The 15,533-nt window shown below is 54.5% G+C and carries 17 protein-coding genes; 1 reads left to right on the top strand and 16 read right to left on the bottom strand.

Annotated features, from left to right (window positions below):
• Positions 1–31: 31 nt before the first annotated feature.
• The 5 genes from FD737_RS06475 to FD737_RS06455 are packed head-to-tail and all read right to left on the bottom strand — an operon-like array spanning position 32 to position 6,055.
• On the bottom strand, positions 32–811 hold the full coding sequence (locus FD737_RS06475; RefSeq protein WP_160833040.1) for a heme ABC transporter ATP-binding protein: 780 nt from the start codon (positions 809–811) through the stop codon (positions 32–34).
• Positions 804–1,805, bottom strand: a complete 1,002-nt coding sequence (locus FD737_RS06470) for an iron ABC transporter permease (protein WP_160833039.1) — start codon at positions 1,803–1,805, stop codon at positions 804–806. The genes FD737_RS06475 and FD737_RS06470 overlap by 8 nt, the downstream gene beginning before the upstream one ends.
• A complete protein-coding gene (locus tag FD737_RS06465) occupies positions 1,798–2,622 on the bottom strand; it encodes a hemin ABC transporter substrate-binding protein (protein WP_160833038.1) in 825 nt (274 codons plus the stop codon). The genes FD737_RS06470 and FD737_RS06465 overlap by 8 nt, the downstream gene beginning before the upstream one ends.
• The gene (locus tag FD737_RS06460; protein WP_160833037.1) at positions 2,619–3,641 is read right to left on the bottom strand and encodes a hemin-degrading factor; all 1,023 of its coding nucleotides are present in this window, start codon (positions 3,639–3,641) and stop codon (positions 2,619–2,621) included. The genes FD737_RS06465 and FD737_RS06460 overlap by 4 nt, the downstream gene beginning before the upstream one ends.
• 50 nt (positions 3,642–3,691) lie before the next feature.
• Positions 3,692–6,055: a TonB-dependent receptor domain-containing protein gene (locus FD737_RS06455; protein WP_034823286.1), complete on the bottom strand. Its 2,364-nt coding sequence runs from the start codon at positions 6,053–6,055 to the stop codon at positions 3,692–3,694.
• A 230-nt stretch (positions 6,056–6,285) separates the two neighbouring features.
• On the opposite strand from FD737_RS06455, the gene FD737_RS06450 reads away from it, so the two are divergent.
• Positions 6,286–6,576 carry a SelT/SelW/SelH family protein gene (locus FD737_RS06450; protein ID WP_100703483.1) on the top strand — a complete coding sequence of 97 codons (291 nt, stop codon included), beginning with the start codon at positions 6,286–6,288 and terminating at the stop codon, positions 6,574–6,576.
• Between the two features lie 76 nt (positions 6,577–6,652).
• Here the strand turns inward: FD737_RS06450 and FD737_RS06445 are convergent, their stop codons facing one another.
• The 11 genes from FD737_RS06445 to cydB form a co-directional block, all read right to left on the bottom strand.
• The gene (locus tag FD737_RS06445; RefSeq protein ID WP_160833036.1) at positions 6,653–7,531 is read right to left on the bottom strand and encodes a LysR family transcriptional regulator; all 879 of its coding nucleotides are present in this window, start codon (positions 7,529–7,531) and stop codon (positions 6,653–6,655) included.
• Positions 7,532–7,600: 69 nt separating this feature from the next.
• The gene (locus FD737_RS06440) at positions 7,601–8,323 is read right to left on the bottom strand and encodes a DUF554 domain-containing protein (protein ID WP_160833035.1); all 723 of its coding nucleotides are present in this window, start codon (positions 8,321–8,323) and stop codon (positions 7,601–7,603) included.
• A 3-nt stretch (positions 8,324–8,326) separates the two neighbouring features.
• Positions 8,327–8,911, bottom strand: coding sequence for a UbiX family flavin prenyltransferase (locus FD737_RS06435; RefSeq protein WP_034823290.1), 585 nt, complete (start codon positions 8,909–8,911; stop codon positions 8,327–8,329).
• An 11-nt stretch (positions 8,912–8,922) separates the two neighbouring features.
• Entirely contained in the window at positions 8,923–10,404 is a 1,482-nt protein-coding gene (locus tag FD737_RS06430; protein ID WP_160833034.1) for a UbiD family decarboxylase, read from the bottom strand.
• A gap of 208 nt (positions 10,405–10,612) precedes the next feature.
• Positions 10,613–11,152 carry a PadR family transcriptional regulator gene (locus tag FD737_RS06425; RefSeq protein WP_160833033.1) on the bottom strand — a complete coding sequence of 180 codons (540 nt, stop codon included), beginning with the start codon at positions 11,150–11,152 and terminating at the stop codon, positions 10,613–10,615.
• A 90-nt stretch (positions 11,153–11,242) separates the two neighbouring features.
• A complete protein-coding gene (locus FD737_RS06420) occupies positions 11,243–12,025 on the bottom strand; it encodes a siderophore-interacting protein (RefSeq protein WP_160833032.1) in 783 nt (260 codons plus the stop codon).
• Positions 12,026–12,077: 52 nt separating this feature from the next.
• Positions 12,078–12,521, bottom strand: a complete 444-nt coding sequence (locus FD737_RS06415) for a heme-binding protein (RefSeq protein ID WP_160833031.1) — start codon at positions 12,519–12,521, stop codon at positions 12,078–12,080.
• Positions 12,522–12,845: 324 nt separating this feature from the next.
• On the bottom strand, positions 12,846–13,055 hold the full coding sequence (locus FD737_RS06410; protein WP_034823294.1) for a hypothetical protein: 210 nt from the start codon (positions 13,053–13,055) through the stop codon (positions 12,846–12,848).
• 184 nt (positions 13,056–13,239) lie between these two features.
• Positions 13,240–14,106, bottom strand: coding sequence for a helix-turn-helix domain-containing protein (locus FD737_RS06405; protein ID WP_097118076.1), 867 nt, complete (start codon positions 14,104–14,106; stop codon positions 13,240–13,242).
• 256 nt (positions 14,107–14,362) lie between these two features.
• Positions 14,363–14,527 carry a DUF2474 domain-containing protein gene (locus tag FD737_RS06400; protein WP_064511324.1) on the bottom strand — a complete coding sequence of 55 codons (165 nt, stop codon included), beginning with the start codon at positions 14,525–14,527 and terminating at the stop codon, positions 14,363–14,365.
• Between the two features lies 1 nt (position 14,528).
• The gene (gene cydB, locus FD737_RS06395; RefSeq protein ID WP_160833030.1) at positions 14,529–15,533 is read right to left on the bottom strand and encodes a cytochrome d ubiquinol oxidase subunit II; all 1,005 of its coding nucleotides are present in this window, start codon (positions 15,531–15,533) and stop codon (positions 14,529–14,531) included.

The following is a 15,533-nucleotide window of genomic DNA, read 5'->3' as shown; positions in this document are numbered from 1 at the left end:
CGTTCTGGGCGCCATCAATGGCGCTCCACTTCTACGCCCGCAGCTGAATTTGCGGCCTGCCCTGCTCTGGCGGCATCACCACGTGCAGCTCCGCCTGATACCAGCGCGTCAGCGTGGTTTCCGTCATCACCTCTGCGGGCGAGCCCTGCGCCACCAATTTTCCCTGATGCAACAGCAGAATACGATCGGACCACAGCGATGCCAGATTGAGATCGTGCAGCACGGTGCAAACGCTAAAGCGACCGTTGCGCGTCAGCTTATGCAGCAATCGCAAACTGTACTGCTGCCAATACAGGTCGAGTGCGGAAGTCGGTTCATCAAGAAACAGCCAGCCACGCGGGCCATCGTCGTGCCATAACTGTGCCAGCACTCGCGCCAGCTGCACACGCTGCTGTTCCCCACCGGAGAGCGAACGATAATCACGCTTCGCCAGTTCCAGACTGCCAGTGATGTGCATCACCTCTTCAATCACCGCTTTGGATTTGCTGGCAGGCCAGGGCGCACGGCCCATCGCCACCACCTCTTCAGCAGGCAGCGGAAAAGTCACGCTGTTTTGCTGGCGCATCACCGCACGACGTTGCGCCAGCGGTTCACGCGGCCAATCGTTTAACGGGCGATCGCCGAGCCAGCACTCCCCCGCTTCAGGCGCCAGAAACCCGGTCAACAGGCGCAACAGCGTGGACTTGCCTGCGCCGTTGGGGCCGATTAAGGAAATCATCTCACCAGGCTGCAAGGTGATAGAGACATCATCAATCAGCGCACGCGTGCCATGACTAAAGCGCAGGCCGCGAGCCTGCATTGAATCACTCATTCATCCCCCTTTTCTGGCGCAGAATCAGCCAGAGAAACCATGGTCCACCGATCAGGCTGGTGATCAATCCCACCGGCATTTCCGCTGGGATCACCACCGTGCGCGCCAGTGTATCCGCCAGCAATAACAGGATGGCTCCCGCCAGTGCTGAACCCGGCAGCATCCAGCGATGATCGCTACCAACACAGAAACGCATCACGTGCGGCACCACCAATCCGACAAAGCCGATAATCCCGCTCACCGACACCGCCGTGCCCACCAGCAGCGCACTCAGCACCAACAGTTCACGCTGGGTGCGCTTCACATCAATCCCCATGTAATGCGCGTCTTCTTCACCGAGTTGCAGCAGGTTAAGACGGCGCGCACGGGTCTGGATGGCAATCAACGCAGGAAGAATCAGTACAGCACACACCACCAGACTCGGCCATTGTGCCGCGCTCAAACTGCCCATCCCCCACAGCGCCAGCTGGCGTAACTGCTGATCATTACTGAGCCAGGAGAGCACACCCACCGCCGCACCGCACAAGGCGTTGATGGCAATACCGATCAGCAGCAAACGTGACAGATTCCCCAGCGCCAGCCGACTAAAACTAAAAATAAGCAGTGTGACGATCAGGCTGCCGATAAACGCAGCAATCGACGGCAGCCAAAGCGCCAGCAAAGGCGGCAAGCTGAGCGGAACGATAATTGAAAACGCTACGGCCAGCCCGGCCCCGCTGCTGATGCCGAGCAACCCCGGATCGGCCAGCGGATTGCGAAACAGGCCCTGCATCACCGCGCCCGACACCGCCAATGCCATACCGAGCAGCACCGCCAGCAATACGCGCGGCAGGCGGATGTTCAGCCAGATTTGCCACGCCATATCGCTGAGCGGCGCATGGAACAGCGTGCGCATCGACAGCGGCATGGCACCAAAATTGGCAGCCATCAGCATGCAAATCACCATGCTGATGCCCATCAATAGCAGCCAGCGCATCACGGCGGTGTTAGTCATGTTTTACCGCTTCGGCGGCTTTACGCAGCTTAACGATGGTCTCCGGCGTATCAAGACCAAAGCCCAACATGGCCATCTCATCGACCACCAGCAAGGCGTGATGCTGGCCCGCTGGCGTCAACGCCAGCCCGGGCAGCGACCAGATTTTCTCATCGCCGCCCAGCGTGCGCAGGCCATCTTCACCCACCACCACCAGATCCGGCGCGGCAGCAACCACACCTTCCTGTGACAGCTGTTGGTAATGCGGGATAGCCGCCATGGCGTTGACCAGACCGGCACTGCGGATTGCAGCATCAGCGCCGGTTTGGTTACCTGCCGCCTGAGTGCGCATGCCACCGTGCGACATCACAAACAGCACTTTGACTGGCAGCGGCTGCTGGGGAATCTGCGCGCGCTGCTTGTTCACTTTCTCAATCAGCGCCTTCGCTTCTGCATCACGGTGCAATGCTTTACCGATGGTGGCGATCTTTTCCGGGATGGCGTCGAGGCTGGTTTTGCCGGTGACATCCACCACTTTCACGCCAGCGCTCTCCACCTGCTGCAACACCAGCGACGGTTTCGCCAACTCGCTGGTCAGCACCAGCGTGGGCTTCATCGCCAGAATGCCTTCAGCATTGAGCTGGCGCATATAACCGATATCCGGCAGCTTGTTAGCCTGCGCCGGGTGCTGGCTGGTGCTGTCGCGCGCCACCAGATTGGCCTGTGCATCTAAGGCATAGATGATTTGCGTCACGTCACCGCCGATCGAGATCACCCGTTCAGCGGCAAATGCCGGCAGTGCCAGCGCGCCCAGCAATAACAGCGTCAGACGTTTCATGCTGTCGCTCCCAATGCAGTGACCTGCTCACGCCAGCGCGCCTGCTCTGGTGTACCTTCACTACGCTGACCATACAGCTGCGCGATCTGCGTGCCATCGGCAGCAAAGAGTTCGAGGCTGGTGACAAAGCCATCGCCACTCGGTTTGCGCGTCACCCAGCTCTCGGCAATGTGGTCCGCCATCAGGTGCAGCGTGAAGGTTGGGTTGAAGATGTTGACCCAGTTGTCCATCGGCATCAGCTTCTCCACCGCACCGGTGAAGATTTGCGTGCAGCCACGGTTGCCAATAAAGATCATGATTTCGTTGCCATCCTGCTGCGCCTGCGCCAGCAGTTGAGCCAGTGAATCGTTGCTGACCTGGCGTGCCAGATCGTCCGGCACTGCGTGAAACGCCTGCTGGCGTGAAATATTGTGGCGCTTCAGTAAGCCAAAGAACTGATGCACATCAGTGATGGCGCGCCATTCAGCTTCCACTTTATCGGCATCAATGGCGCGGCTGTGTTCTGGCGCGGTGGCAGGTTGTGGATCGAGTGCCGCAGCGGCTTCGATCGTGAACTCAGCGATCAGCGCATCCCATGCCGCCATCTCGGTATTGTCGGTGGTGTAGATTTTCAGTACCGCATCCGCGTGGCGATCAAAAATCTGAATACTTTGACGTTCGCCGCGCGCTGTCTGCTCACGCAGGAAGAAGGCGCTGTGCCACTGTGCCGGGAACAGACGCTGATCGAGCGCACGTGGGTTAAGGATCAGCCCGGCATGTTCGCCGAGGTGCAGGTTTTCATATTTGCCGACCTGCTCATGCACCGCATATTCGTTGCGGGTGATGCTTTTGGTTTCGCCAACGGCTTCCAGTGCCTTTAGCAACGCCGGGAAATCTGCTTTTAACGCTTGCACATCCTGGCCGACGCGCGCTTCACACAGCTGTGCTTCGCCAATGCCCATCAGAGCGGCCAGATCGCGGGCATACTTCTTAGGATGTTCGCCCTTCAGCGCCAGATAGTGATCGTAACGTGGGTTCATTGCTCTTGCTCCATGAAAAGGCCCTGCGCGAACGCAGGGCGAAAAAATGATTAGAAGTCGACGTTCACACCGAGTTGGAAGGTGCGGCCTGGCATCACAGCCAGGTTTATGTCATTGCGATCTTGAGCGGTATCGCTGCTCAGTTCGCGGCTACTCAGGTAATCCCAATACTTACGGTCAGTGATGTTATAGATGCCGCCGCTCAGCTTGACGTTTTTAGTGACCTGCCAGTAAGCCGTAGCATCCACCATGCCGTAACCCGGTACGCGCATGTAATCATCGGTTGAATCCGTAATCGCGGTGCCGGTGTTGGTATAGGATTCACGGTTAGTGGCGGTCGCCTTCTTGCCTTTGACGAAGGTGGCCGTCAGCGCTGCTCCATAACCACGGGCTTTGTCATCCCATGCCACGCCCACAATCGCCTTCATTGGCGCTACGCTCTCCAGATCGATGTAACGGTCTCCGAGATAACTCGATTTGGATTTGCCTTGGTTGTAACCCAGGGCAAAGGTACTGCTCAGACCGTCCACTTCCGGGAACCAAGTGCCGTAGTTAACTTTTGTCGAAATCTCAGCACCATAAATGTAGGCCTTATCACGGTTCTCAGCCTGATAAGTCGTCGCGATGTTGCTTGGCACATTGACGAATTTCTCTGGATTCGCTGCACGGCGATAACGCGTATATGCAATGAAGTTTTTATAGGTGTTATAGAACGCTGAGGTATTGATAGTAATGCCTTCAGTAGGTTGTCCTTTCAGACCCCACTCGAAGTTGTTACTGGTTTCGGTTTTCAGGTCCTGATTACCAATCAAGGCATACTGTGCGCCAGGAATATAGTTGGCGCCCAAGTTCCACGAGCCATACAACTGGCTGGTGGTTGGGAACTCAACACCACGCTTGTACTGCAGATAGGTCGTCAGCGCTGGCGTCAGATCATACTGGAAGGTCAGCGATGGCAGCACTTGGGTATCGGAATTGGTTTTACCATACAGCGCCTGAACCTGATCTTCGGTCAGTACGGCACTGTTAGCCGTCAAACTGTCGAGATTTTTTGGCTTCGTGCTCTGATACATAACGCGCACGCCGGGAATAACGGCAAAGTTGTGGCTATCAAGATCGAAATTGATCTTATCTTGTAGGTAACCGGCGACAGCATAAGTGCGGCTATCAGATTGCGGCTTAGTGATCGCAGTATATGTGCCAGGCGTTGGGTATTGGCGGAATGGACGTTCACTATCATCCAAACGCGCATTGAAGCCCGCACTCAACTCATGTCGGCCAACGTTTTTGGTGGCACGAGTATCGAACCCATAGGTATCGACGTTGTAATCCGAGTAAACCGTGCCATATGCAGTAGCACTGGTTGGATAGTAAGTGTTGTCATGTGCCTGGGTCTGCTGCCAGTAAACACGGGTGGTCAGCGTATCAATGAAATCATTGTACGGCGTCCACTCATCGGCCAGGTTGATGCCCCAACGGCGAGTATCACTCTGCTGCTGCGCAGTACCCCAAACGGTGTTACCGCTGGTGTCCCAGGTGTCGTAATGGCTGTGATTGGTTTTGTGGTAGTAGTCAAAGGTCGCAGTAAATTTATGCTGATCGTTTGGCTGCCAGATGCCTGAAGTCATGAAAGCATCGGAGTGCCAGTTGGACGGATAGGCATCAATCACGCCGCTGTTGTTTTCGGTTTCCTGACCATCGCGTCGGCTGTAAACAAACAGGCCACGCAGTTCGTCATCACCGGCTGCAGCAGTGATGCCGTTGTGCCAACTGCGGTCTGAAGAGTTGTAGCCGCTCTCATAACCAAAGTAAGTATTCTTTTCGCTGCTGAGATAGTCGTCTGCGGTCTTGTTGTGGAATGAAACGTTACCGCCAATCGAGGTGTTGGGTTGATCGACCGCTGTCGCTCCCTTCTCGATATCGACACTACCGAACATGTACGGATCAATGTAGTCACGGCCAATACCAAACGTATTGTTACCGGTACGGCTGACGTACGGACGGCCTGTGGCATCAGGAATGGGAATACCATCGATATCCATCCCCACGCGGTTGCTTTCCAGACCACGAATGTTATAGCCGGTATAGCCCGCACGGTCGAAACCGCTTTTGCCGGAGGATGAGCCGCCGCTGGAACCTGTCGCACTGATCAACGGCTCATAACGCATGATCGAACCAAAATCGTTCGCGCCGCGTTTTTGCAGTTCACTGGCGGTAATGGTGGTTTTATTGCCCGCCTGCTGCTTAGGTGCAGTGACGGTCAGCGTGGCTTCATTGCGTGTCGCTTTATCTGAAGAAACAGCAAGTGTCGTGTTGTCGCTTGCCGCGTAGCTGCAAGCGGCGTGAATAGCGGAAGACAAAATCGCAACTTTAAACAGACGTTGCTGGGTCATTCCCTGAAAGAGTGAAGACATGCGCGAAATACCTGGTTAATTGTTAGTATTCGCTCACTGGATTGCCGCCAAAAAAACGCGATATGCGTTAATAAACCGTAAAATGTGTGGACTTATTTTATGTAATAAATAATTTCGTCAGGAATGTAATGCAATTGGTAATCATTATCAATAAACTTTACACTAAGATGTATCTTAGACCGCACATTTTGTTAACTTGTTTATAATCAATAATTAAGAAGAGGCGCCTGATGTCGCAAAAACCGGCTGTGACGATTTACTACTGCACTCAATGCAACTGGCTGCTGCGTTCGGCGTGGATGGCGCAGGAACTGCTGCACACTTTTGCCGAAGATTTGAGCGCGGTGACGCTGAAGCCTGGCACGGGTGGCGTGTTTGAAATCTCGATTGATGGCACGGTGATTTGGGAGCGTAAACAGGAAGGCGGATTCCCGGATGCGGCCGCGCTGAAACAGCGCGTGCGTGATTTCTGCTGGCCGGATCGCGAGTTAGGGCACGTGGATAAGAAGAAGCCGGGTTAATCTTCGAGCGGAGCGATGCGCATGCCCTTAAGTCGCATCGAACATGACAGAATCGCCAGACATAGTGCCCGACTGCTCAACCCTCAGCCTCTTGATCTAACGGCCACAGCAGGCGATCCTGCGCGGTGCTTAGCGTGACGATGGCAGGATGATAAATGGCAAATGGTTCGGCCAGCGGGCACGCCAGATATTTGCCGTGCTGACTCGGCACGAACTCAGAGCGCGGTAGAAAAGCCGCGCCCTCAAAGCCCTGCTCCATCATCTCCAGCACCAGACGCGGTTCTGACACTTTGATGCTGATATTAATATGGCTCAGGTTGCTAAACAGGGTGTTGCGCAGCATCTCATAAGTGCCTTCACCGCCAATGCGGTGCAGCAAAATTAGCGGAATACCGTTGAGATCGGCAAAGTTGAGGGTTTTTCCCGCCAGAATTGCGCTGTAATGCATGGAAACCACGGCAATAGTATCAATCGGTTCCAGTTCACGCACAAACCACGCCTGGCGATCGTGCGGCACTTGCATTAGCGCGATATCGACACGCTGATCGACCAGCATCGCTTCCAGATGGCTGGAATCGGACACCACCACGTTGATATCCCAGTCGGGCCGGTTCTGATAATAATCCATCAGGATCGGGGTGAAATAACGCAGATACAGGTAGGAAATACCGATGGTGACGCGGCGCTGTTTGTGGGTAGCAATGGTGACCGTCTGCCGCTTTAAACTGTTCACCTGGCTGAGAATATCGCAGGCACGACGATAGAGAAAACTGCCCGCTTCGGTTAACACCATGGCACGTGGCGTGCGCGTAAAAAGCGGTGAGCCAATCTCCTGTTCTAACTCTTGCAGACGTTTTCCCAACGGCGGTTGTGCGATGTTCAATAGCTTCGCGGCTTTACTGATCGAGCCCTGTTCCGCTATCGTGCAAAAATAATGCAATCGTTTCAGATCCATAATCCCTCCGCGCCCTGTTCGCGCTATTTTACCATGGCCGAAATCGATCCAACCGCGCTGAGCGCAAGCTTAGTGGATATAGCTACTCCATAGGTGGCTGATCGGCATCACCAGCACCAGCGCCGGTAACATATTCGCCACCGGGAAGGATTTGATCCCGGCGATACGAAAGCCCGCCGCCAGCATCACAAACCCACCGGCTGCAGTGAAATCACTCATCATCGGTGCCGTGGTGTGCGGCATAATCAGTACCGCCGCCGAGGCCAGCACCAATTGCACGATCAACTGTGGAATGGCAATTACCGCCACCGCATAACCGAGCAGCGTGGCAAATATCGCCGCCGTGAAGATATCCATGATGGATTTCACCAGCAGGATATTGGCATCGTGGGTCATGCCTTCGGTCATGGCACCAATAATGCCGGTGCCGCTGGCGCAGAACAGCACCATGATCGCCACATACTTTTCAGTGAACGCTTCACCACTCAATCCACCTTCTGCGGGCTGGCTTTGAAAACGGCTCACCAGCCCTTTCGCCAGATTTCCCAGTCGACCTATCTTCTGCTCCAGATAGGCATATTCACCCAGCGCCGCACCGAGGATCAGCGCCAGAATCACCGCCGGCAAACTGTGGATCTTGCCGATCAAAACAATGCCGAGGCCCATCGACGACAGGCCGAACGTCATGGGCAACGCGATGCGCAGCCTCTCTGGCACTCTGGTGCCAAGAAAGGCGCCCACCAGCCCGCCAATCAGCACCGCGCTGCCGTTGACAAAGGGTCCCACTACCATAATTTACTCCTTACTTATCGTTATGTTTTCACCCCAGCGTTTGAGGTTGCCCACATCGAGATCGAACAGATCGAGGGCGCGCGCCACGCTGTGATGGACCATCTCATCCACGGACTGCGGCTGCTGATAAAAAGCCGGAACCGGAGGATAAATAATCCCTCCCATTTCCGTGACTGATTGCATATTGCGGATGTGCGCCAGATTGAGCGGCGTTTCTCGTACCATCAGCACCAGCCGACGCCGCTCTTTCAGGATCACATCCGCTGCTCGCGTCAGCAGATTGCTGGTCAGCCCATGGGCAATCGATGCCAGTGAGTTCATTGAGCAGGGCGCCACCAGCATGCCGAGGGTTTTAAACGATCCGCTGGAAATCGACGCGCCGAGATTGCTGATGCTGTGCACCTCATCGGCCAGATCCACCACATCCTGTCGTTGCCATTGGGTTTCCATCGAACGCGTCACTTCTGCGCCTTTGGTCACCACCAGATGCACTTCCACATCCTGATCGCGCAGCAACTGCAGCGCCTTCATGCCGTACTGAAAACCCGACGCGCCGCTAATGCCGACGATAATGCGCCTTCTGCTCACTGCTACCTCACTTACTCAAAATCAGGAAGAAAACGTTTCACATCCACCTCTTTGAACTTCGAGCGTTCAAAGTGCGCCTTCATGTGCCACGGCACGGTGCAATCAAAGATGGTTTTGCAGGTCACGCCCTGTTGGCTAATGCTGGCGCTGTATTCCGGCACCTGTGAAGGATCGAGCGGATGGCAGCGCACACCGGGAATGGTGAGATGATCGACATCGCCCTGATAGCGGGTTTGCATCGCCCACAAAATGTCGTCGGTATCGAACACATCGACATCGTCATCCACCAGGATCACGTGTTTAAGTTCAGAGAAGGCGGCGAAGGCGATCAGTGCCGCCTGGCGCTGGCGTCCTTCATCCACTGCGGAGGCTTTTTTGAACTGGATGACGGCCAGTAATTTTCCGCCGCCAGAGGTGTGCGCATTGACGTTCAACACGCGACCCGGCATCGCACGATCCAGCATATCCAGAATGCTGGCTTCAGTGGGAATACCCGCCATGCTGACGTGCTCGCCACTCGGGCCTAAAGTGGTTTGCAGAATCGGGTGTTTACGATGGGTGACGGCTTTCACCTTGATCACCGGCAGCGCATCCTTGGCTTCGCCGGTGTATCCCGGAAACTCTGGCATCGCTTTACCCGTATTGGTGTTCTGATCTTCACGCACGCGCACGTTAGGCAGCAGTTCGCCTTCAATCACGATTTCAGCATGGGCGATGGCTTTTTCATTGATGCTCACGCACGGCGTTAACTGCACCGGATAGCCGCGCAGCGCACCGGCAATGCTGAGTTCGTTGTAGCCCAGCGGCGTGGTCGGTGGTTCAAAGCAGGCGGCGATCTCAATCGCCGGATCGACACCAATACTGATCGAGATCGGCAGCGGCTGTCCGGCCTTTTCGGCTTTTTCACGGAAGGCGTCGATGTGACGACCCGGCGTCAGCCACATCGAAAGCTCATCACGGCTCTGAATGCACAGGCGATGGATAGTGATATCCGACTCGTGGGTTTCCGGATCCGAGGCGTAGCACATGCCCATGGTGAAATAGGGACCAGCATCTTCTTCAGTGTTGGTAGGTGCAGGCAACAGCGTGCGTAGATCGAAAGCCGGATCTTCCGCATAGTGCACCACTTCCTGGCACAGCGGTTTGGTGCTGGTCACCACCGGAGCAATCGCGTGGTGGACGGAATCTTTCAGCAGGAAGCCTAGCTTTTCAGGCGGGCAGTTGAGCAGATGGCCGACGCGCTCACGAGTCGACATCAAACCGGTGACCACGCGCACATCAGGGAAGCCTTTAACCTTATTGAACATCATCGCCGGACCTTTGCGGGTTGGACGTTCACAGGTGCCACCTGCGCCGACATAGCGATAAACACCAGACAGTTCAGCGTGTGGATCGACTTCAGTATCGGTGCTGACAAACTCGCCTTTCAGGCTGGTGAGTAGCGCGATGGCCGAGCGCAGATCGTGCACGGCTGGGGTTTTATTTTCAGACATACTTCTCTCCATAAACGCGTTAACTGCGATGGAGAAAAAGTAGCGCCAAATAAAAAAGTTAAAAACTACCGTTTATATTCACAGGCTAAACCTTTTTGGTATGCCAGTAATAAAATATGTAGTGATGTTTTAATTTAATTAATTTCGTAGCAGAAAGGTTAATACCACAGACAATAAAAAAGGCGCGATTGTACGCGCCTTTAACCTGTTAACTGTTCGAAATTTTTTCCGTCGCTTCGTTCAGTGCATTAATCACAATTTCGAGCGATTCAGGCGAAATATCTTCCTGGGATAAACGATGATTCAGCGTGTGGCGAATGTGATGAATAGCCTGCTCGACTTCCGGAATACTGCGGTTATTCACCAGAATCGCCAGCGAAGTCAGTCGCTCAATAATATTGGCAATATTCTCGCCGTTCTCGGCTAATAAAGCGCGACCGCCATCATTGAGTGCGTAGGCTTTACGCGATGCATGTGCATCCACCACGCGGATCGCATCCATCTCTTCGAGCAAAGTGAGGTTAGGATAGATGATGCCAGGGCTGGGGGAGTATTCCCCTTTGGACAGCTCTTCCACTGACTTGATGAGCTCATAGCCATGCGCAGAACCGTTGGCGAGGAAATGCATCATCAACAGGCGGATATCACTGGCATCCAGCATCCTTTCCCGGCGCTTTTTACGCGCACCTGCACAGATTGCACGTTGTGCATTATCGGACTGCCATGGAAAATCCCGCTGCTGTTTCATTGCCTTCCCTGAGGTCAATTAAGGGAGGTTGATAGTAGTCTGCCGCCTGGCAAAATTCAACACAGGCGGCAGCGGGCGCGGCGAAGTCAGTTATTTCTGATGCCAGTAAGCCACCGCGCGTACGAAATCAGTGTGCGCACCACGGCGTTGCGTGAAGTAGTCGCTCAGCAGTTTTACCGCTTCACCTTCACCGGTCAGCCAGATGAAATACTCTTCTGTGGGCAGTGAGATCTGATCCAGCTGCGCAATCAGCGGGCCGAGGTTATCTACCTGCATGCTGCCACTGCCGAGCCAGGTCACCTGCACATTTGGCAGATCGCCGAGATAATCGCGTCCGGTGGTTTCATCGGCGTAGGCCAGCAGATGGATCTGCTGCGCCTGCATCTCAGCGTAGCGACGCTTGAAGGCTGGCAGACCGGTCTCATCGCACACGTAAATCTGGCAGGCATAATCCACGGGCACCACACAGGAGCCACGCGGGCCGCCCATGGCGATTTGATCACCTGGCTTTGCCTCATTCGCCCAGCTGCTGGCCACGCCGCCATCGTGAATATAGAAATCGAGCGTCAGGGAAGCCGTACCGTTAAACGCCAGCGGCGTGTAGTCACGCGCAGCCGGACGTACGCCACCAGGCCAGACGATCCCTTCTTCGGTCATTTGCGGCAAGGCCAAAGCACTGCCAGCGTTGTCCGGGAAGAACACTTTGATGTGATCGTCGAACGATGGCGAATTGAAGCCCGCCAGATCGCTGCCGGTAAACTCGATGCGCCAGAATTCACCGGCGATTAAGGTTTTGCTCGCCACGGTAATATGACGGAAACGTAATTCGTTGCGTACGCGCTTCGGTGCGCGATCGTTAGTGTTTTTTTGCAAGTGTTCTCTCCAGGCAGATGCATCATGCTGACGTCCCTGCCAATCGGTGTATTTAAAGGATTGCCAGTGCTTCGGCGGCCATTTCCGCGACCTGTGAGTCGTTAGCGCCGTGCGCCCCGCTCACGCCAACCGCGCCAATCACTTCGCCGTTGAGCCATAAAGGAATACCGCCTTCCAGCGGGGTGACGCCGGGCGTGGCCAGAAAACTCGGGCTGCCAGCGTTGATGAAGGTCTCAAATTCTTTTGACGGTGCACGCAGCAGTGCTGCCGTGCGCGCTTTGCCCAGCGCCACCGTCGGGCTGATGCCAATCGCCTTGTCGCTGCGATCCAGGCTCACTAACTCGCCCGCACGATCCACCACGGCCACACTGATATGCCAGCCGAATTCTGCTGCGGCCTCAAATGCGGCGTTAATCACCACGCGCGCAGCTGCCAAAGAGATGGTGTGACAAGGGTTTGCCAGCGCACTGCCGGCCGATGCTGATTGTTTATCCATAATTTTGCCCCGTACCGGACGTCAGAAGTCCGCGCATGAATCAAACGTTATCGAAAATCATTCTCATCTGACGTCAGGCAGAATAGCTATGATATATCTTCGATGCAATGCCGAAAAATGCTATTGGGAAAAGTTGCAGAATTTTCGATGTGGCTTAGGTAGGTATTAACGCCGAAGGGGTTTCAGGAGAGCACCGCAGCGAGTTCTCCCGCACAGGGAATTAAGTTCGACTAGCGAACAACAGCAAGCAACGATCGCGCCGCAACAAACGTGCGGCGTGTCATCGATATTAACGGAGTAAAGCGCGGTAAAACGGAGGTGAAATCAAGCCTGATGGTTACTGCAGTTGACGAAGCTATTGTCATCCTGGCTATGCTGCGGCAGCGGGTTATCACCCACAATTTCATGCTGCTGGCAGTGAGTCTGATGAGGATGCAGGCCGCCCGGCGGAGAGAAAGGCTCAGCCATCTGTGCACTTGCCAGCGAGGAAAACGCCACAAGCGCTGTCATGAGGAACAACGGTAAAAGTCGCATATTTTTTTCTTTTTCACTTTGACGGTCCAGAGCGGACCAGGAATGCAGGTGATTATCCAGCCTGATGTGTGGCGGCTGGTGTTTTACGCGGCCAATCAGGTTTCAATGAAGGATTTTACGCCAGTTACGGCGAATATTTTATAAAATCGTGCGGTTAGTCACAGATAACCGCACGATTTATGCATTAGCAGGTGGAGACCGGAATGTAGAAAGTGCCCTGCAGCAAATCGGGCGTGCTGTATTTCAGATCCAGCTTGAGCAGGTCTTTACCGGCCCGGCGCGCCACACCCAGTGCAGGCAAATGGTTATAGTAAATTTCGGCGGTAAACGCGTTGATCTCTTCCGGCGTACCGTGCCAGTCAATTTCCGCATATAAACCACTCTCGCCGGTCCAGTTCTGCACGTTGCGCGGCAGCACATCGGCATACTGACTTTCCAGCGCCTGGAACAGACTAATGTGCTGCTGATCGGCTGAATTCACTCCCGGACTGAACTGGAATCCCAGCCAGCCACGACTGACATGCTTACCGGCAAAACGGACAAAATCGCGGGTATACTGCGCGACCACCTGATTATGATGATCGATGTATTCGCCAAAGCGGCACTCCCACTCAATCACTTCGCCACACAGCTGCAACTCCGGCTTCTCGGCCAGACGCGCGTTGACCCACGAACGCTGCGTGGAAATACGACTGTGGAAATCCTTCATCAGCATGTCCGGGATACGACGATAGGCGCCGGGCGTCATGGAGAAGTGGCTTTTGAATACCCTCGTGAAATTCTGCTGATTATCAAAGCCAAAGCGCACGGCAATATCGATTAGCGGCATGCTGGTCAAACGCAGCGCCATCGCTGACATGGTCAGGCGACGCTTGCGCGTATACGAGGCCAGCGTTTGGCCGGTCATCTCTTTGAACATGCGCTGCATGTGCCACTTGGAGTAACCAGATTTCAGGGTAATCAGATCGATATTGAGCTCATCGGTCAGATTCGCCTCTATCCAGTCCACCAGATCGTTGATGTACTGTTTTTTAAGATTCAGGCTGAGCATGATTTTTTCAATCGAGTGATAAGTGTGAAGGTAATGAATTTGCGCGATTAGTCACATAAATATAACAAAAACGTATTACTTACGTAAGGAAGAGTAAAGGCAGCGAGGCGGGAAAAGCATTAATTGCTTAGGTTACTAACGTTTTAGGATCAATTTTTGTACTGCGATAATGTGAATAAGGTCGCTATTACCAGCGACCTTCACGCAATATTTGTAACGGGGTGCACACTGTTGCGAAACCGGTCTCTGTGAAGACTCAGTGCGTATGCATACCTGCCGCGTTCATCATCATACGAAACAGTGATGCCACCACACCCAGTGCCAGCACGCTTGCGCCATAAATAATGACCAGCCACATCACCCGCTTCCACCATGGCGACGGCGTTACCCTGTCTTTCATCTTGCTGACCTGGATTGGCATATCAATGGTACCCCTCATCGGCTTTGATTTTTCCGCGGAACACGTAGTAACTCCAGAAGGTGTAACCCAGAATCACCGGAATAATCAGTAAAGCGCCCACCAACATAAACGCCTGGCTACTGGCCGGAGATGCGGCCTGCCAGATAGTGATCGACGGCGGTACGATGTTTGGCCAGATACTGATACCCAGACCGGAAAAACCGAGGAAAATCAGCGCCAGCGTCAAAAGAAACGGTGAGTAATGCGCCTCACGCTTGATGGCGCGCACAATCCCCCACGAGCACAGCACCACCAGTAGCGGAACCGGCAGGAACCAGAACAGGTTGGGACGTGAGAACCAGCGTTGCGCGATATCCGCGTGGGTGAGCGGCGTCCAGACACTGATAATGCCAACCACCAACAGCAGCGTCAGGGTGAGCGGTGTGGCCAGCGCTGACATTTTGCGGTGCAGGTCGTGCTCAGTTTTCATAATCAGCCAGGTGCAGCCCAACAGTGCATAAGCAATCACTAAGCCAACACCGCAGAACAGCGGGAACGGCGCCAGCCAACTCATTGCTGAACCGACATATTCACGGCCAGACACCGGGAACCCATTAAGAATGGCGCCCACGGCCACGCCCTGACTGAAAGTCGCCAGCAGCGATCCGGCGATGAACGATTTATCCCAAAACGGACGATGCTCTTCGGTAGCTTTAAAGCGGAACTCAAACGCCACGCCGCGAAAAATCAAACCGATGAGCATCGCGGTTAACGGGATCGATAGCGCATCCAGCAGCACCGAATAGGCAAGCGGGAATGCGCCATACAGCGCTGCGCCCCCTAGCACTAGCCAGGTTTCATTACCATCCCACACTGGCGCCACAGTGTTGACCATCATGTCGCGCTCGATCGGATCTTTGTTGAACGGCAGCAACAGCCCAATACCCAAATCGAAGCCATCCATCACGATATACATCAGGGTGCCAAACACGATGATGGCGAACCAGATGATAGAAAAGTCGATCAT

This window comes from Pantoea sp. Seng, from assembly GCF_009829935.1.
Classification (GTDB): Bacteria; Pseudomonadota; Gammaproteobacteria; order Enterobacterales; family Enterobacteriaceae; genus Pantoea; species Pantoea communis.
Note: the sequence above shows the minus strand (reverse complement) of the source record. Positions and strands in the feature narration are given on the sequence as shown.